The organism is Pontibacter ummariensis (assembly GCF_900188175.1).
In the GTDB taxonomy this organism is placed as follows: Bacteria; Bacteroidota; Bacteroidia; order Cytophagales; family Hymenobacteraceae; genus Pontibacter; species Pontibacter ummariensis.
Map to the genome: position 1 here is coordinate 34,008 of NZ_FZOQ01000028.1, position 17,451 is coordinate 51,458.

Annotated in this window: 14 protein-coding genes; 8 read left to right on the forward strand and 6 right to left on the reverse strand. The window is 54.1% G+C overall.

Annotated elements, in window-relative coordinates:
* Positions 1-18: 18 nt before the first annotated feature.
* Positions 19-1,257: a hypothetical protein gene (locus CHB92_RS21585; RefSeq protein WP_089321319.1), complete on the reverse strand. Its 1,239-nt coding sequence runs from the start codon at positions 1,255-1,257 to the stop codon at positions 19-21.
* A gap of 171 nt (positions 1,258-1,428) precedes the next feature.
* Positions 1,429-1,638, reverse strand: a complete 210-nt coding sequence (locus tag CHB92_RS21590; RefSeq protein ID WP_089321320.1) for a heavy-metal-associated domain-containing protein — start codon at positions 1,636-1,638, stop codon at positions 1,429-1,431.
* Between the two features lie 354 nt (positions 1,639-1,992).
* Between CHB92_RS21590 and CHB92_RS21595 the strand changes: the two genes are divergently transcribed.
* The 4 genes from CHB92_RS21595 to CHB92_RS21615 all read left to right on the forward strand — a co-directional run bounded on the left by CHB92_RS21595 (position 1,993) and on the right by CHB92_RS21615 (position 6,774).
* Complete coding sequence (locus tag CHB92_RS21595) at positions 1,993-2,919, forward strand: Nif3-like dinuclear metal center hexameric protein (protein ID WP_089321353.1); 927 nt, start codon at positions 1,993-1,995, stop codon at positions 2,917-2,919.
* A gap of 210 nt (positions 2,920-3,129) precedes the next feature.
* Complete coding sequence (locus CHB92_RS21600) at positions 3,130-4,452, forward strand: metal-dependent hydrolase family protein (protein ID WP_089321321.1); 1,323 nt, start codon at positions 3,130-3,132, stop codon at positions 4,450-4,452.
* A 113-nt stretch (positions 4,453-4,565) separates the two neighbouring features.
* On the forward strand, positions 4,566-4,973 hold the full coding sequence (locus CHB92_RS21605) for a hypothetical protein (RefSeq protein WP_106219204.1): 408 nt from the start codon (positions 4,566-4,568) through the stop codon (positions 4,971-4,973).
* Positions 4,974-5,763: 790 nt separating this feature from the next.
* Positions 5,764-6,774, forward strand: coding sequence for a ScyD/ScyE family protein (locus tag CHB92_RS21615; RefSeq protein ID WP_106219205.1), 1,011 nt, complete (start codon positions 5,764-5,766; stop codon positions 6,772-6,774).
* Positions 6,775-6,988: 214 nt separating this feature from the next.
* On the opposite strand, the gene CHB92_RS21620 is transcribed toward CHB92_RS21615, so the two are convergent.
* Positions 6,989-8,614 carry an amidase gene (locus tag CHB92_RS21620; RefSeq protein WP_089321325.1) on the reverse strand — a complete coding sequence of 542 codons (1,626 nt, stop codon included), beginning with the start codon at positions 8,612-8,614 and terminating at the stop codon, positions 6,989-6,991.
* Between the two features lie 471 nt (positions 8,615-9,085).
* On the opposite strand from CHB92_RS21620, the gene CHB92_RS21625 reads away from it, so the two are divergent.
* Both CHB92_RS21625 and CHB92_RS21630 read left to right on the forward strand, forming a co-directional pair.
* On the forward strand, positions 9,086-10,180 hold the full coding sequence (locus tag CHB92_RS21625; protein ID WP_089321326.1) for a glycosyltransferase family 9 protein: 1,095 nt from the start codon (positions 9,086-9,088) through the stop codon (positions 10,178-10,180).
* 52 nt (positions 10,181-10,232) lie between these two features.
* Positions 10,233-11,009, forward strand: a complete 777-nt coding sequence (locus CHB92_RS21630) for a class I SAM-dependent methyltransferase (RefSeq protein WP_089321327.1) — start codon at positions 10,233-10,235, stop codon at positions 11,007-11,009.
* A gap of 14 nt (positions 11,010-11,023) precedes the next feature.
* Here the strand turns inward: CHB92_RS21630 and CHB92_RS21635 are convergent, their stop codons facing one another.
* From CHB92_RS21635 to CHB92_RS21645, 3 genes are read right to left on the reverse strand one after another with little or no spacing between them, the layout of a single operon-like run.
* Positions 11,024-12,016: a radical SAM protein gene (locus CHB92_RS21635; protein WP_218824291.1), complete on the reverse strand. Its 993-nt coding sequence runs from the start codon at positions 12,014-12,016 to the stop codon at positions 11,024-11,026.
* Between the two features lie 32 nt (positions 12,017-12,048).
* Positions 12,049-13,014: a glycosyltransferase gene (locus tag CHB92_RS21640; RefSeq protein ID WP_089321329.1), complete on the reverse strand. Its 966-nt coding sequence runs from the start codon at positions 13,012-13,014 to the stop codon at positions 12,049-12,051.
* Entirely contained in the window at positions 13,011-14,735 is a 1,725-nt protein-coding gene (locus tag CHB92_RS21645; RefSeq protein ID WP_089321330.1) for a carbamoyltransferase family protein, read from the reverse strand. The genes CHB92_RS21640 and CHB92_RS21645 overlap by 4 nt, the downstream gene beginning before the upstream one ends.
* A 213-nt stretch (positions 14,736-14,948) precedes the next feature.
* On the opposite strand from CHB92_RS21645, the gene CHB92_RS21650 reads away from it, so the two are divergent.
* Together CHB92_RS21650 and CHB92_RS21655 are read left to right on the forward strand one after the other, a co-directional pair.
* Positions 14,949-16,367 (forward strand): S41 family peptidase, encoded by a 1,419-nt coding sequence (locus tag CHB92_RS21650; protein WP_089321331.1) that lies wholly within the window; start codon positions 14,949-14,951, stop codon positions 16,365-16,367.
* A gap of 180 nt (positions 16,368-16,547) precedes the next feature.
* A complete protein-coding gene (locus CHB92_RS21655) occupies positions 16,548-17,375 on the forward strand; it encodes a 3-keto-disaccharide hydrolase (RefSeq protein WP_245842792.1) in 828 nt (275 codons plus the stop codon).
* Positions 17,376-17,451 lie beyond the last annotated feature (76 nt).

A 17,451-nucleotide genomic window follows, 5' to 3' on the forward strand; every position in this document is an offset into this window, starting at 1 on the left:
TTTAAAGATTGATAGGAATTAGAAGGCGAACTGGGCACCTAAAGCAAGTTGATTCGCCGAACTGGTTGCGTAGACTTCCTGCCCGTTCTCCAGCAGTCTCCAGGTGGTGTTGGCGCGGTACCACTCCAGGGCGATGCCCAGCGGACCCGCGTCGTAGCGGAGCATGGGCACGATGATCTCATTCTTGAGGCGGGCGTTACCGGATACTTCTGCCAATACATCACCATCGTTCGGGTTATCCTGGCCATACATGACCCAGGCGCTTATATGCTTGCCGAATTTGTACCCGGCCTGCCCCCAGGCCCCGTAGCCTGCTATGTCACCGAACTGCAGCAACTGGCCCCAGCTCTGGCCGATGGCGCGGCCCCAGTAAGCGTTCCCCTGCAGGATGGCCCTACCGTATTCCAGCTTTGTGCCTGCCTGCACAGCTTTGCCCTCCAGGTTGCTGCGGGTATCCCCCTGCACCAGGCGCTTGCGGTCGTAGTGGCCGGCCAGGTTCACCTCCCATTTCAGCGGCTGGGTCTGGTTACTGATGTTCAGGCCAATTTCTGTTTGCGGTGTCCCTATCTCCCCTTCGTCACGTCCGTCTGCTTCGGCTTTAGGGCCGGTCCAGGAGCCGCGGAACACAGCCAGGTCGAGGCGTACTTTGGTGGCGGCTGTTGGGCTGCTCAGGCCTTGGTAGAGGAATAGGCCGGGGTTGCGGAAGCCGATGCCGCCTGCCGAGCCATAGCCCATGGCAAAGTGCGTAACGGAGTTCGGAAAGTGCGCCACCAAGGGTGTCCAGTTCTGGCCCAGGCGCAGCCTCGTCTGCCCTTTCTGCACCTCCACGTAAGCCAGGCGCACGCGCGGCAGCAGGTTTTCGTCGGCAAAGCCCCCTCCCCCTGCCGTGCCTCCCAGGAAGTCTAGCTCGGCACGACCGGTGGCGGTGATGCCGTGGGGCAGGTGATAGGCCGTGCCTTTAAAAATGAGCCAGGTCTTGCGCAGGTCGCCGCCAAACTGGTACTCCTCCTGGGTAGGCTGCTGGGGGCTGGCCCACATGGTAATGGCACCGTCGCCCAGGCCAAAGGTACCATCCTGCACAAAGCCTGACGCCGTGATAATCCCGTTGATGCTTGACTTGAAGTATGGCTTGCCTGCCTGCGTAGTGTCCGGTGCCGGCGTGGCCGGGAAGCGGAGGTCGATCTGGGCGTTAGCCTGGTGGAGCAGCAGCACATTTAAAGCTGCCACACCGATAGCGGTTCGTACTGTTTTTTTCATGGTTTTATTTTGTAGCTAATGGTATGGGCAATAAGGTGGCCGTCCGCCTTTTCAGGGGCAGCTACCTTATGGTGATAATTCTAGTCTTAATGAAATCAGAGGCTCAGAGAAGAGTCTTCGCAGCAGGTGGGAGGGAAAAAAGGTTGCCGCTGGCGAACTGTGGGCTTTTCGCTAAAGCGCCTCTGCCTTAAAGCCAGCCTTCACTACTGCCGCAATGATCTCATGCGCAGACAGCGTATCTGTTTTCACGGTAAGTACTTTGTCGCGGTTGGACGTGTCCACGTTCCACTCGCAGACGCCTTCGCTGGCGTTCAGCACTGGAGTTACTTTAGATACACAGCCTCCGCAGTTGATGTTCGTTTTGAATTGTAGGTCTTTCATGTTCTTGTTTCTTTTGTTACATATTTTGAACATGACAAAGGTAAATAGCGGAGTTGCCGGAGCTGTTACACAATTTCGGCTGCGTGTTGCATGATTATTAGTTCCAAAAGCCCGGCGAAACCCGGCTACCCAAACTTGCCTGTCAATAGAAAAAAGGACCAGAGCAGGCAGCAGGTGCTAAGGATCTACTTATCACAAAGGACAGGAGCTGGTTACGGCGGGCCACGGGTACACCTGCTGGCAGCAGGTACAGGCAACTCAAACGCGCAGGAAAGCCACATACAGCGCTTGCTGCCCTGCATAAAATATGCTACTTTCAGTTCTGTCTATCTAAAATTAAAAACCTGGTCTATTATGGAGAAGAACAACAGACATCCCCTGAACGGGAGAAGAGCGTTTTTAAACAATGTCACGAAAATAGCAGGGGCCTCCATGATCATGGCTGTGCCGGGTATCGGTCTTGCCGAAAGCTTGCAACCGGTAAAAAGGAGGTTCACTGTAGGGCAGGTCATTGACACCATCCTGAAAGAAATCCCTGGTGCTCCCTTCGCTAAAACCGTCGATCAGCTACGGTCTGGCAGCCTGGAGCAGGAAGTGACGGGAATTGTAACGACCATGTTCCCTACTGTGGAGGTGATTGAGAAAACAGCCAAAGCCGGGGCAAACTTTATCATCGCACATGAAACACCTTTTTATAACAACGAGGACCAAATTGACTGGCTCATGCAGGACGATGCCTACCGCTACAAAGCAGCGCTGCTTGATAAACACAAAATAGCGATATGGCGCTTCCACGATTACTGGCATGCCCACAAGCCAGACGGCATCATCATGGGCAACTTAATTAAACTAGGCTGGGAAAATCATTATAATGCAGACAACCCAAGAATAATCACCTTAGCCCAGCCAATGCCTTTACAAGCCATCGTGGCTCTTACGAAAGAAAAGCTGGGTATTCCTTCGGTACGCGTGGTAGGTAACCTAAACCAGAACTGCCGTACAGTTTACCTGGCCTTTGGCTACATGGACAGTAAAAGGCAGATAGCTGCTATCCAGGAGTACAAACCCGATTTAATCCTAAGTGGTGAGACACGGGAGTGGGAAACAGTGGAGCGCGTACGGGATGGTTTACGAATGGGGCAGAAAACGAACTTACTGGTGCTCAGCCATGCCGTGAGCGAAGAAGCCGGTATGGAATATGCCGCCAAGTGGTTGCAGCCTAAAGTACCGGGCACCAGGGTAAGTCATATTGCAACCGGAAACCCTTTTCAGTTTGTATAAAAAAGAAGGATACCCTTTAGCCCCTGGCAAGGTACGACCTCTTTCCTTATTACATCTCTGTCCTACCTTTCAGGCCAGCACTGTCGTTCGTATTTGGCGTTTGGATCTACTTCAGGTAGATGCTATTTTTCTGCATGAAAGCCGGGCTGTCGTACTTTCGATACTATAGCGCCAACTCAGAAGGCCTTGCAGTCAGCAACACCCTACATCATGAAAAAACTCTTTGCTTTACTCCTCACCTTCTTAGCCATTCCCTTCCTGCTGCACGCACAGGAGGCACAAACCTACATAATAAAAGCCGGGAAAATATTTGACGCAGAGAAAGGCGTGTTTCTGGAGTCCCGGGACATACTCGTAGAAGGCAAAGTGATCAAGGAGATGGGCAGAAACCTAAAACCCGGAAAGGGCGTTACGGTCATCGACCTGACAGACCATACGGTTATTCCCGGCCTGATAGATTCGCACACCCACTTACTGACAGACTTAGCGCCAGACAAGAACACCATTGGCGGTACCGTAGAATACATTACCACCCAGGATGGCGCCTATCGCGCACTGCGGAGCGTTAAGCTACTGGAGTCTTATTTAGCCGCTGGCTTTACCACTGTGAAAGACTTGGGCAACTCCGGCATGTTCCTGGACGTGTCTTTGAGCAACGCGATTGACGAAGGTTTTATCAGAGGTCCCAGAATGTTCGCTTCAGGCCCCATCCTGAGCTCTGTCGGTGGGCAGTTCCTTGGTCTTTCACATGATTACGGGCATTTGGCCGCAACAGAATACCGTATCATCAAAAGCCCCGATGATGCCCGCTTTGCAGTAAGAGAACATATTAACTACGGTACCGACCTCATTAAAATATGTGCGGATAATTCTCCTAACAACACTGCCTTAACACGGGATGAGATGCAGGCCATTGTGGAAATGGCGCATGGCTTCGGGAAAAAGGTCACAGCGCACGCCAACAGTCCAGCCTCCATCACCAGTGCCGTGCTGGCAGGCGTAGACGGCATCGAGCATGGCTACAGAATTGATGATGCCTCGCTGGCCCTGATGGCCAAGCACGATGTTTATTTAGTGCCAACAGATTACCACGTCGCCCCTATCGGGATCAAGTACCACAAAGACGGCGGGTGGACAGACGAACAGGCAAACAGCTTTAAGCAGGTTTTAAATAAGCGCCTGCAGTCTGCCGAGAAGCAGCAGGTAAAGATTGTGTTCGGTTCTGACATTTATGTAGATTTCGGAATGTCCCGTGGTGATGCAGCTAAAAATGTTTTCGTGGCTTACCTCGACGCCGGCATTCCCGCGCATAAGATACTACAGTACGCCACAAGTAACGCCGCTGAGTTTATCGGTGCTAAAGATAAGCTGGGTGTGCTAAAACCAAATGCCATCGCGGACATCGTCGCTTATAAAGGGGATCTGGAGAAAGACTTTAACAACATCTTCAACAAGGCTGCTTTTGTGGCAAAAAACGGGGAAATCTTAATCAACCACACAGGCACCACTACTACGACGGGGAGCCAAAAATAGTCTCCCTGTCCTGCTGTACCAGCCCTTCCCTACAGCCTCTTAGCCCCAACAATACATCCCGTGAGGGCTTGCTCCCGTTATAAAAGGCAAACCTAAAAGATGAGCAGATGGGGATGAAACATATACAGCAGGGCCTTATGGTCTTCTGCATCTTAATTGCCCTGGGGATGAGCAGTTGCCGGACCAGCAACGAAGCAGGCACCGTCGAAACAGCGTCCGAAACCTATAAAAGCATGGCGCCCCAGCGCGTGGACGTGAGGGGGAGCATCATTAGAAGCCAGTACAACCAGGGGCAGGTTATACTGGAGGTGGAAGGATTACCTTCGCCGGACTCCCGCTTTAACCGGGCCTTTGTGCTGGTGGAACCCATCACCCAGATCGTGGATGCAGAGGGTCGTACGATTAGCCTAAGCGAGTTGCGGCAGGGCCAAAACGTCGCCATCTTATTAAGAGGCGGCGGACAGGGAAATTTTGTAGGCCTGGGGGTAGCCCGAAAGCTATGGGTAGAAGAGCCCTTTTAATTAGCCAGCTGGGCTATGCACGAACAAAACCCGCCAAGGCCGCTGCGTTTAAAACGGACAGGCTAAGTAAGCTTCACTTTCTGCCACCCAACCGTCTGCTCCGAAGGCGACGCCGGTAGCCCCTCTGTATTGTAGAGGCTGGCTCCTACCAGGCTGTGTGCCCGGGCATCGCGCGGGGGCACATTATCGCTTCACGCAGTTCCTTTGTCTCCTACCACCCGGCTTTTGCCCAAAAAATGCTTCTCCGCACCCGTTATGGCAACACCAGGTGCTGTTTCTCACCCGCCCTCTGCATCGTTAGAACTGCCCGGTACTATCAGCCCCAGAGCCTGCTCTTTGGATCCCCTTGCAGCATTCAGTCATCGTCAGTCAGCTTCAGGAGCCTTATTTGCCCCAGGGGGAGATCAGGTTGCTCAGTAGTAGGTAAAGCTGCCAGATCATGTGAAAAGAGTTAGCGCAATGGAACAAAGCCCGCAAAAGCACCTCCGGCTTCACAGTGCAGAGGATTGATGGCACCAGCAGCGTCCCATAGCCTATTACAAAATTGAGCAAGGCCTGTAACAGGGCCGGCACAGCCGCTCAAACCGGCTCCACACACTGTTTAGCTGGTGTCTCTTTCCACCATGTTCAGGATGTTCTGTACAGGAACTCATCCGGACAGTGCAAGCCCTGATACATTCACACCAATGATATTATCCAATTCAAATAAAAAACATAAGCATATGGCTAAACATCCTTTTTAGACTTCCGTTAGTTCAACTACAATCGTTTAACTTATTAAATATCTGCTATGAAAAAATCAACTTTCCCTCTTTTGGCGTTTTTGCTAGCGTTCGTGCTGAGCTCCTGTGAGCACCTAAGCGATTACCTGGACGACCGTGACCCCTCAAAGCCAGATGTAAAAGAGTTTGCAACGGGGCTCTCCACTCCCATTGGCCTGGAGATGGACAAATACCACAGGCTGTGGGTAACGGAAGCCGGAACAGGCATGAATGACGGCGAAGTATCTGTCATCACGCAAAACGGAAAAGTTTATACCGCTATCGAAGGTTTTCCATCTGTGATAGGTCCTGAAGGAGACCCAGCCGGCTTAAACCATCTCTTGTATGAAGACGGCTCTCTCTGGATCTTACACGGTATATCAGGCAGGCTTTACAAGGCCAATGTCGCTAACTTTGTACCTGGCGATATACCTATTCAGGCAAGCGACCTGACCTATTATGAAATAGGAGATTTTGTTACGGGGCAGGGCTTTGAGGAGTCGAACATGTATAAGCTGACAAGAGGACCTGAAGGAGACCTGTTCATAGTAGACGCAGGAGCCAACTCTATCATTCGCCGCGATGCCGAAACCGGTGATTTGAGTGTTTTTGTGACCTTTGATAAGATAAAGAACCCTACTCCTGTAGGGCCTGAGTTTATTGATCCGGTGCCCACAGGCATTGTATATGAAGAGGGCCGTTTTCTTGTAACCACGCTCACTGGCTTTCCATTTCCGGAAGGACAGGCAAGGATCTATGAAGTTAGCGCAGCGGGCGACGTGTCCCTGTACCAGGAAGGCTTCACGACGCTGGTGGACATAGAAATGGGCATGCCCGGCTTACCGCTTGTTTTACAATATGCTGCCTCCGGCGAAGCGGGATGGATGCCAGGCACAGGCAAGATCATCCAGGCGACAGGCGATGAGGCAAGCGTGTTACGTTCCGGGCTTAGCTTTGCCTCTGACATGGAACTGGTCGGAGCCAGAAATGCCTATGTTACCAACCTGGCAGAAGGAAAAGTACTAAAAGTAAAGTATTAAAAGATGCGCAAGCTATTGTCAGAAAGGGGAAGGCAGCAGGTCTTCCCCTTTCTGTTACCCACCACCCGGATCTCCTGTAGATAAGAAAAGCCGCTCTACATGCATAGAGCGGCTTTCTGTATCACAATTTGCCAGTGCTACTGCCTGCCTCCTGTTCGGCCCAACCCTTTACTGCAGTAAGGATTCGTCCGGTGCAGGGTAGGAATTTAGCTTGTTATGGCAGAAACTTAGGTGCTTTCCGGTGTTTCGTCCCGGTCTCATAGCCATAGGCAATTTCCAGTAAAACCGGCTCGCTCCAGGCTTTTCCGAAAAAGGAAATGCCCACGGGTAACTCTTCTACAAAGCCCATGGGAACTGTAATAGACGGGTAGCCGGCATGAGCGGCAGGTGAAGAGCTTCCCAGTTGAAAGCTATCCCCGTTTACCAGGTCTGTTTTCCAGGCAGGGCCGCCAGTTGGGGCCACGATGGCATCCAGCTTATGGGTATCCATCACTTTGTCTATGCCCTCCTCACGGCTGCCTTTCATCAACTTGGCCAGGGCCTCCTGGTACTCGTTCGAATTCAGGTCTCCCTTTTCCTGGGCCATTTCCAGGAAGCGCTGGTTAAAGTGCTTCAACTCCAGGGTGTCTGCTTTGTTAAAAGCGATCAATTCTTCTACGCTTTTAATCGGGGCATCTGGCCCCAGGGACTTGAAGTACTCGTTTAGCCCGTGCTTGTATTCATACAGCATCACTTCAAACGAGTGGTTTCCGACCCCAGGACTTCCTATGGCATCGATCTCCACAATCTCGGCACCCTGGCTTTTCAGGAAGTCGATTGCCTGGTACATGAGGGAATCCACTTTATAGTTGGCCCCGAGTGGTGCCTTGTAAAAACCGATTCGCTTGCCCTTCAGGCCGTCTGCTTTCAGGAACTGGGTGTAGTCCTTGTAAACCTTCCCTTCACTGGCCAGCGTCTTTTCGTCTGCAGCGTCCACTCCTACCATGGCGCCTAAGCCAATGGCCGCATCGCGCACCGTGCGCGCCATCGGGCCTGGCGTGTCCTGCGTATAAGAGATCGGGATAATACCGGACCGGCTGATGAGCCCCACAGTTGGCTTGATGCCCACTACCCCACTCGCATGCGCCGGGCAGACAATAGAACCGTTTGTTTCTGTGCCAATGGCAAGCACGGTCAGGTTAGCCGCCACGGCCACGGCAGAGCCTGAGCTGGACCCACAGGGGTTACGGCTCAGGACGTAAGGGTTTTTAGTTTGTCCGCCAAGGCCACTCCAGCCACTCGTGGAGAGCTCGCCCCGGAAGTTTGCCCACTCGCTCAGGTTAGCCTTGCCAATGATAATGGCACCGGCCTCTCTTAACTGCTTGGCTACAAAACTGTCCTGCAGCGGGTAGGAGTTGGCCAAGGCCCTGGAACCGGCAGTGGTGGCCATTCTATCGTGCGTGTCGATGTTGTCTTTCAGCACGACCGGTATCCCATGAAGCGGCCCCCGCACCTTCCCCTCTTTTCTCTCTTTGTCCAGTGCTTCTGCTATCTGGAGCGCATCCGGGTTTACCTCTATGATAGAGCCAAGCGACGGACCGTTATCATCAATCTCCTCGATGCGGCTCAGGTAGGCCTGCACCACTTCTTTGGCAGTCAGCGTGCCCTCTTTGTATTTCTGCTGCAGCTGGTCTATTTCCAGTTCCACAATGTTGGAACCCGCCGTACGCACCACCTGATTTTCGGCAGACAGAGGTTTTTGGCAGGAAACCTGGAAGAACAGGCAGGAGGTAGTCGCGAATAGGAATGCCGTTCTGTGTAAGAACCGCTTGCCCGGTAAGGCATTCAAAGGTTTATGCATGTCTGTTGATGGTGGATTGCTAAAGTATCTATGCTTTGTTATCAGAACGCAGGATGAACGGTTATCCAGCCTGATTTGAAAGCGATCGTAGCAGTAAGTTAAGCCATTTTGCCCAGCTCTTAAAATTCCAGTCCAAAAATGTCCCACTCCTTTTAACAGAAGGACACCCTGCCTGCCCGCTCTTGGGTTCATCGTGTCAGGAAAAACTAAAGATGGCTGCGCCATGATTACCTCAGGACCACAGCAGAGCGGCTGTGATGCCTTGTGCTGCTTTCCGTTCCCCCACTCAAGCCAGCTGCTAGAATAGCCGACCGAATGCGCACGCGCAACAGATGACCGTTTACCTTAGAGAAGCATCCTGGCTGTTTAACAAGGGAACAGGCCGTCTAAAAACATCTTTTTGCTGGGAACACCAGTACAAGCAGGAGATGCAGCACCCCGGTTTTTCCTCTTATAACTTGTTAGATACCAATGACTGACGCACAGCTCCCCTTCACACCCGGCCTGTTAAAACGCCTGCCCAAGTCACCCCGCAAAGTGGCTGTTTTACGGGCATCCCGCATCGGTGATTTTGTTTGCGCCACCCCTGCGCTGCGTGCCTTACGGGAAGCCCTGCCAGCGGCAGAAATCACCATGATCACGCTGCCTATTTTGCGTGATCTTGCTGTGCGGTGCCCTTATGTTGACCGCTACGCTGCCTTTCCCGGTTTTCCGGGCCTCGCCGAACAGTTTTTCGATGCCCGCCAAGCCCTCGTTTTCTTTCAGGAGATGCAGGAAGAACAGTTTGACTTAGCGATACAGCTGCAGGGCTCCGGCGTTTATACCAATCCCTTCACACTGATGCTGGGCGCTGGAGCCACGGCCGGCTATGTGCGGCAAAACGACGGTGCCGGTCGCCTGGATGCCGCCTTGCCCATCCCACTGGAGGGGCACGAGATCAACCGGGTCCTGGCGATGACGACATTTCTGGGCGCACCCGAGCAGGGCAAGCACACCGAGTTTACCCTATGGCCCGGGGATCACCAGGAGGCAAAAGCCCTCCTTAGCGAAGCAGATCCGCCCTTTATAGGGCTGCATCCTGCTGCCCGTGACCAGGCACGCCGCTGGCACCTGGAGCGGTATGCCGAAGTCGCAACCGCCCTGCAGGAACGGCATGGGGGAACGGTTGTTCTGCTGGGCGAACCGGCCGAGCAGCAAACGGCAGAAAGCATGTGGCAGCTTTTAGATGTTCCGGCCCTCAACCTGGTGGGCCGCACCTCGCTGCCCGTATTGGGAGCCGTCCTAATGCGCCTCCATGTGCTGCTGACAAATGATACCGGTCCTGCCCACATCGCTTATGCGCTTCAAACGCCTACCGTCACCCTGTTCGGTGGTGCCGACCTCTTGCGCTACGGCGCTTTAACCCCCGGCCCTTTCCGCATCATTGCCCACGAAGTGGACTGCCGGCCCTGCACGCATAGCACCTGCCCGATCGGGCATCCCTGCATGGAAAGCATCACGGTTTCAGAGGTACTGGCAGCAGCCGAAAAAGTGATAAAACGCTCGCGCCACTCAGAACTGCTTTAAGACTAAACCAGGTTTTGCAATTTCTTTTGTTCTACGTAAAGCTGCTCTTGATATGGCCCGATTCGACACCCGCCCTCTGTACATGAACGCCCACGACTTTCGTTACCTGCTCGAAAAGCTCGGGCCGTCTCTGGGCTTCTGGCGCGCCGCTGAAATAGCCGCCCTGCGCGAGCAGGAGTATGAGGCACCCGTTCTTGATCTGGGCTGCGGGGATGGATTTTTATCGGCCATGGTGCTGCCGAAGATAGAGGTCGGCCTGGACCCGGACCAGGAGGCACTGGAACGGGCTGTCCTCCGCCAGCTCTACGCCCGCCGAATCGCCGCGCCAGTAGAGGAAGCAGCGCTGCCCCCTGCAAGCATCAGCACTATTTTTTCTAACTCCGCACTGGAACACGTGGCCCGGATAAACGATGCCCTAAGCGCCATCGCACGAGCACTGAAACCCGGTGGCCGCCTGATCACCACCTCTCCTACCGAAGCCTTTTCCAAAGCCCTGGCACTGCCCCTGAAACGATACGCAGACAAGCGAAACCGCCATTTCGAGCATTTGAACTTGTGGTCGGTGGAAGAGTGGGCACAGCGCTTAGCACCGGTCGGCCTCGAACTAGAAACAGTGCGCCCCTACCTGCGTCTGCCGCTTGTCCGCCTTTGGGACATGCTGGAGCTGATGCAAATGCTGCAGCTCGGTCGCCACCGTGTGTTTGGGAAGGTCTGGCGCCGGCTGCCCGACAGCGTTTTAGAGCGCCTGGCCCACTACGCTTCTACCGTCGACCTTTCCGCGCCACCCAGCAGCGGGGGGCGCCTGATCGTGGCAAGGAAAACGAAGTGAGGCTTAAAACAAGCTTAGAACCTCCCCTGGTAGATGGCGCAGGAGCGGCAGATCTCCGGTGGTTCCTCAGAGTCTAAGCTCTGGCGGAAGCTTTCGTATCGCTCCCCCTCCCACAGCTGGCGCGCCCCTTGCTTTACGGCACTGCCGAAGCTAAAGCGATCCGGGGTAGAAATCATACAGCAGGGCATGGACTGGCCGTCGTAGCTGAAGTACATGCCATCCCAGGGCCAGCTGCAACGCTTGCGCCCCCGGGCAGTGGTGGTTCTCTCGGAAGGGCGCACGGCTGGCAAGCGCAAGCTTACCTTGTGCTCTTGGGCAAGGGCACGGGCCTCGTCAAAGAAGTGCTGCACGCGCTCTACCGCCTCATGCAGCAGGGTCTGTTCGTTCACAAAGTCCCGCATGGGGCTATAGTGCTCCGGAAGGGTGGACTCCTGAAAATCGTGGCAGAGGTGCTGTGCAAAAATCTCGTGCACGTTAAGCTTTTCGGCCAGCCGCACAAAGTCGGGCAGTTCGTGCAAGTTTTGCCGCATGAGCACATAAATCAGCCGTAAGTGCGGTGTTTCGCTTTTAAGCTTCTCCTTGGCTTTCTTTAAAATCTCGACATTGGAGATCACGCGTTCAAACTTCCCGCCTACCCGGATGTTTTCGAAGGTTTCTGCCGTTGCCCCGTCCACTGACACATGCAGGCTGTCCAACCCGCTCGTAACGCAGTGCTCGGCCCGCCGCTGGCTAAACAGCGTCATGTTGGAATTGGTGCTGACCTTTATACCACGCTTCGCGGCAAAGGCCACCATCTCGAAGAGCTGCGGGTGCATCATCGGCTCCCCCAGGCCCTGTAGGTGCAACTCCTGTATCTCCGGAAACTCCCCGATCAGTTTCACAAAATCATCGAACTTCATGAACGCGAGCGGCTTTCCATCTTTTCCGTCGGTGCGAAACTGAATAGGACACATCTGGCATTTTAGGTTGCACTGGCCTACCGGCTCGATCTGCAAAAAATTTGGCATTTCACTCATTTCTGAAGTCTTTAAGATGAGAATTAATAAAAGAATACGCCGAACTTGATTCCGCCGTAGATACGCCAGAAAATGGCGGTAGGAGGAATCAGGATGGAGGTCACCACCATTTCAAATATGTGTAAAGGGGAGCGCGATGTGGCCTTCAGCCTTTCATAGCAAAACATGGCCGTCCAGAACAGGCTCAAGCAAAAGAAAGCGGTGGCAGCCCCCCCGTACCCGACCGAAGTGAGGAGGGTAGCAAGCAGGAAAGCGCCGAGCGTGTAGTAGTAACGACGCACGCACGCCCTGGGCTTCGGGCAGAAAAGCTCCGGGTGGTTTTTAAACAAAAGCGCGTCGAACATGATTTTGCGCTGCTGCCGCACACTAATCCCAAAATGTCCCGGACGTACGGGGTGCACGACAACGGCCTCCTGCGCGCGCACAATAGTAAAGCGGTGCTTCAGCAATTTGAAGTGCAGGTCTGCGTCTTCGCGCCAGGCCGCCACAAACCGCTCGTCGAACCCGCCGGTTACCTCCAGGCAATGGCGGCGGCAAAAGCAATTGGCGGTAATAAACTCGGCCGTTGCCAGATAAGAGGCATTCAGCTCATAATCGGTCGGAAAGGGAGGAAGCGGGACCTGCGTCCTGCCCGTCACCACCGCTATTCCCTCCCGGTCCTCGAACAGCTTCACTGCCTCGGCCAGCCAATGCTCGTCGGGGATGCAATCATCGTCTGTAAAGGCAATAATCTCCCCTTTGGCAGCTTGCCAGCCGATGTTCCGGGCGTGCGCCGGCCCTCGCTTGGAAGCGGCCCACACATAACGCAGCTGCACATCCGTTTGTGTTGCTAAACTGCTGATAAACCCTTCCAACCCGGCTTCGCCCGCATTGTCTGCCACGATCACCTCATACGCCGTGGCGGCAAACTTTTGCCGCATCAGCGCCTTCACGCAGCGCTCGAGCAGGTGGCGGCGTTTGCAAGTTGGAATGACAACGGAAACTTTCATCTCTTTTCCAGCAAAAAAGAACCGATAGCCAGCGCATCCAGCGGTGACGTCCAGAAACACTCGATCGCATCGCGCGGTGTGCAGACAACCGGTTCGCCTCTTGTGTTAAATGATGTATTAACCAGTACCGGAACCCCTGTTCTGCCCTGGAATTCCTTTATCAGATCGTAATAAACGGGGTTCTGCTCCCGGCGCACGGTTTGTACGCGCGCTGTGCCGTCCACGTGGCGCACCGCGCTGAGCCGTTCGGCTTTGTCTTCGCGCACGTCAAACACGAACAGCATAAAGGGCGAGGGCTTCGTGGCCCCCACAAACCATTCGGCCGCCTCTTCCTCCAGCACGGCAGGTGCCACGGGCCGGAAATCTTCACGGTCTTTGATGTCGTTTAGCTTTGCCTGCATGTCCGGATTGATCGGTGAAGCGAGGATAGAACGGGCACCCAGGGCACGGGGACCGAACTCCATGCGCCCCTGGAACCAGCCCACTATCTTGTCTTCGGCGAGGATTTTAGCGGTTTCCGCCGCAATGTTTTCCGCCTTGCGGTACGGTAGTTTCGACCACTTTAAGAACTCCTCGATCTGCTCATCCGAAAAACCGGGTCCCAGGTAAGGGTGGGTCATTTCCCACGAACGCGCTGTATCTCCCCTTTCCTGCGCATCTACCCGAAGGGCGGCGCCAAGGGCAGTGCCGGCATCTCCGGCAGCGGGCTGCACCCACACGTTCCTGAACTTTCCTTTGTCCCGGATATAGGCGTTCATCACGCAGTTCAGCGCCACGCCACCGGCCATCACCAGGTTATCGGATTTTGTTTTTTCGTACAGCTGATCGGCTAAGGCAAGGGCAGCTTCCTCTATGGCAAACTGCAAGGAACGCGCGATGTCGAAATGCAGCTTTCCGAAGGGCTCCCCCTTTTTGCGTCGCTTGCCAAAACGCTCCTCAAACCGCAGCTCACCAAGCTCATAGTTCCCGTTTTCGCCCAGCTGAATGATTTCCCGGAAGTCACTCAAAAAGCACGGCTCCCCGTAAGAGGCCAGGGCCATCACCTTGTACTCGTCAGAGGAATGCAAGAAACCCAGATCGGCTGTAACGCTTTCATACAGAAGCCCCAGGGAGTGCGGGAAGTTCACCTGCCCCAGCAGTTCCAGCTTTTTGCCTTCTCCGTAGCTGTAAGTGGTCGTGGCGTCCTCCCCGCGTCCATCCAGGGTCATGCAGGCGGCACGTTCGAAAGGCGACGCATAAAAGGCACTTGCGGCATGCGCCAGGTGGTGCTTTACAAAGTGCCACTTGAACTTGCCCTTCTGTTTTGCTGCACGGAAGCTTTCCTGTAGATGGTGCGGGTAGCCGTCCACCAACTGGTTGGGGGCGTTTACGATATAGGCCAGAAACAGCGGGTCGTATATCGAATCCCAGTCCCCTTTTTTCCGGCGGGCCGCTTTGGTGATAGGCAAGTGCACGAAGTCATCCGGAGCGTGCTTGCCTAGCATGACGTAGGGATCGAAGGAATAGGCCACGTGATCCACATCCTCTAAGCCTGTCCCGGCTTCGCGCAGACAATAATCAATGGCATGGTAGGGTAACTCCCAGGTTGAAAAAGGCACAGGGCGTTTGCCATGCTTGATGCGGGTAAAGCGTTCTTCTTCAGCAGCAGCAATTACACGTCCGTCTTCAACCAGGCAAGCCGCCGAATCATGGTAAGCGGCATTGATTCCGAGTGTCAGCATATAGAAAATAGCAAAGATTTGTTATTACTTTACTGATTTCCATGCTTTTGCGTTATACTTTCTTGAAAACCTAGCACTCTTCGGTAAAGACAGGCCCGGTCAGCGGGGCAGGCCCCCCTTCCTGTTTTCCCTTTAACTTAATTTCCCCCCTTCTGTAGCAACAGTGCAGCAGAGTTTATACCTTGAATAGGTTTACAACTTAAGTTCAGTTTTATGGAAGTTACATCCCTGGTCCGCAAGGCAGTGTTTGCTGCCGGCTGCCTTTTCACCCTAACCGCTTCGGCGCAAACGCCTGTGTTCGATTCTACTGCCTATTTAGCGCATTATGCTACCCGCTGGCAGTCGCGCACGCTGGAGACACCCTACCAGGACAACATAAGCGAACAGGAGAAAATAGCGGGCCTTTCGAAGCTGTGGATGGAGGCTAAGCTGAACTATGCGAACTTTGACCTGGTGCCTCGCCTGGACTTCGACAGCCTCTACCTGGCTTTTATCCCCAAGGTGCAGCACACCAAAAGCACGCTGGCTTACTATGAGGAGCTCCAGTCTTTTTACCATCACCTAAAGGACGGGCACAGCCTGGTACTTGTCCCCACCCAGCTGACGGCACAAACAAAGGCAGTGGTTCCGATGCTGGTACACCCCATCGAGGGCAAGCCGGTTATCTGGAAAGTGCTGGACAAGCGCTTAAGGGACCTCGGGATACGGGAAGGCATGGAAATCACATCCGTAGATGGGATACCGGTGGCGGCCAGAATGGCCGACCGGGCGCGTAAGGCAAGCTACTCCACCCCGCAGGACAGTGCTGCCCGGGTCATGTATTACTGGTTGACGGCCGGTAACGTAGCCGAAAAGGCAAAGCTAGAGGTGGTGGACAAAAAAGGGAAGGCGAAAAGCTTCGACGTCCCACGCGCCGACTATTATAAAGGCAACCTTTTCCCGAGCCCGATGTTCCAAACCCCTCTCGAGTACAGCGTGTTGCCAAACAATGTAGGTTACCTGCAGCTTCACACCTTTAACGATCCGCGGGTGGTGGCGCAGTTTGATAGTGTCTTTTCACAGATCGCGAAAACGGATGCCCTGATCATAGACGTGCGCACAAATGGCGGCGGTAACGGAGGCTATGGCCATGAGATACTGGGTTATTTAACCGATAAGCCCTTTCAGACGGGCAAAACCCATATACTGCAGTACCAGGGCGTGCAGCGGCCGTGGGGCAATAACCCTTACTCCACGGAGGTCTCCAGTTATGACTGGAAGCCCTACAAAGACAAGCGCTATAACAAGCCCGTTTTCCTGCTAACAGGCCCCCTGACCTATTCTGCGGCAGAAGACTTCACCCTGGCCTTTCTCAGCACAGACCGTGGCCTGGTCATAGGCGAGGCAACCGGGGGCAGCACCGGGCAGCCTGTTTTCTTTATGCTACCCGGTGGCGGCTTTGGCGCCGTGTGCGCCAAGCGCGACCTGTTCTGGGATAACAGGCAGTTTGTGGGCTATGGCATTCAGCCCGATGTGCAGGTTCCCTTAAAAATAAAGGACGTGCAAAACGGAAAAGACACGCAGCTAGAAAAGGCCCTGGCACTGTTAAAGAAAGGTATCACCACAAGAGACCACCTGTCGAAGCTACCCTAGAGCAGGCTAGCACAAAGCATACCCTTGGTCAGTTCAAGAACAAAAAAGCTGCTTTCTGAGACGAAAACAGCAGCGTATAAATGTTTCAAAATTCCTATATTGAGGAAGTAAAGCCACGCTGAGCGCTTTGAAAAGAACGGCTGATGCAGAAGCTCTCCCTCACCTTAACCTGAAAAACCTATGATTGCGGCACCCCTAGCAACCCCTGCCTCTTACCTGAACATGCTCCTGTGCAGCGCCTTTTTGCTGGCAGGCACGGCCTGCTCTACAAGTTCTCCCGAAACAGCACATGCGCAGGAAAATGAATGGCAGACTTTATTCAACGGCAAGGACCTCGACGGCTGGACGCCTAAAATCCACCACCATGAGGTGGGGGACAATTATGCCGAAACGTTCCGGGTGAATGACGGGGTGCTGCAGGTGAACTATGACGGGTACCAGGACTTTGAGAACCGTTACGGGCACCTGTTTTACAAAGAGCCTTTTTCCTCTTTCCATTTAACCTGGGAATACCGGTTCACGGACAAATGGCTGGAGGACGCCCCGGACTACACGTATCGAAACAGCGGCGTGATGTTCCACGCACAGGCCCCCGGCACTATTCTCAAAGAGCAGGACTGGCCCATCTCCGTTGAATTCCAGTTATTGGCAGATGCCGGCGACGGCAATCCCCGCCCCACAGGCAACATGTGCTCTCCGGGAACAGAAGTATTTTATGAAGGCAAAATGGACCCGAGGCACTGCATTAACTCCTCTTCCGACACGTACGCGTGGAATGAATGGGTAAAAGCAGAGCTGATCGTACACGGCGATTCCCTCGTCACGCACCTGATCAACGGCGACACCGTTTTACAATATACCCGCCCACAAATAGGGGGCGACGTGGCCAATGGATACGATCCAGCCATCAAGCAGGACGGGAAACGCCTGACAGAAGGGTACATCGCCCTGCAGAGCGAGGGGCAGGGGATTGAGTTCCGGGATATAAAGATCAAAAAGCTGGAGTAGAGAGCCTCTCTCCTTTTCCTGTCTGTTTTCGCGGTCCTTACCGCTTCCGTTTTTTATAAGCTTTATGAAGGGGCTA

What these genes read in the sequence shown, in the direction of transcription:
- CHB92_RS21600 (WP_089321321.1), top strand. Translation starts at nt 3,130, where the DNA reads ATGAAAAAACTCTTTGCTTTACTCCTCACCTTCTTAGCCATTCCCTTC.
- CHB92_RS21630 (WP_089321327.1), top strand. Translation starts at nt 10,233, where the DNA reads ATGGCCCGATTCGACACCCGCCCTCTGTACATGAACGCCCACGACTTT.
- CHB92_RS21615 (WP_106219205.1), top strand. Translation starts at nt 5,764, where the DNA reads ATGAAAAAATCAACTTTCCCTCTTTTGGCGTTTTTGCTAGCGTTCGTG.
- CHB92_RS21645 (WP_089321330.1), bottom strand. Translation starts at nt 14,735, where the DNA reads ATGCTGACACTCGGAATCAATGCCGCTTACCATGATTCGGCGGCTTGC.
- CHB92_RS21625 (WP_089321326.1), top strand. Translation starts at nt 9,086, where the DNA reads ATGACTGACGCACAGCTCCCCTTCACACCCGGCCTGTTAAAACGCCTG.
- CHB92_RS21640 (WP_089321329.1), bottom strand. Translation starts at nt 13,014, where the DNA reads ATGAAAGTTTCCGTTGTCATTCCAACTTGCAAACGCCGCCACCTGCTC.
- CHB92_RS21635 (WP_218824291.1), bottom strand. Translation starts at nt 12,016, where the DNA reads ATGCCAAATTTTTTGCAGATCGAGCCGGTAGGCCAGTGCAACCTAAAA.
- CHB92_RS21655 (WP_245842792.1), top strand. Translation starts at nt 16,548, where the DNA reads ATGATTGCGGCACCCCTAGCAACCCCTGCCTCTTACCTGAACATGCTC.
- CHB92_RS21605 (WP_106219204.1), top strand. Translation starts at nt 4,566, where the DNA reads ATGAAACATATACAGCAGGGCCTTATGGTCTTCTGCATCTTAATTGCC.
- CHB92_RS21585 (WP_089321319.1), bottom strand. Translation starts at nt 1,257, where the DNA reads ATGAAAAAAACAGTACGAACCGCTATCGGTGTGGCAGCTTTAAATGTG.
- CHB92_RS21650 (WP_089321331.1), top strand. Translation starts at nt 14,949, where the DNA reads ATGGAAGTTACATCCCTGGTCCGCAAGGCAGTGTTTGCTGCCGGCTGC.
- CHB92_RS21620 (WP_089321325.1), bottom strand. Translation starts at nt 8,614, where the DNA reads ATGCATAAACCTTTGAATGCCTTACCGGGCAAGCGGTTCTTACACAGA.
- CHB92_RS21590 (WP_089321320.1), bottom strand. Translation starts at nt 1,638, where the DNA reads ATGAAAGACCTACAATTCAAAACGAACATCAACTGCGGAGGCTGTGTA.
- CHB92_RS21595 (WP_089321353.1), top strand. Translation starts at nt 1,993, where the DNA reads ATGGAGAAGAACAACAGACATCCCCTGAACGGGAGAAGAGCGTTTTTA.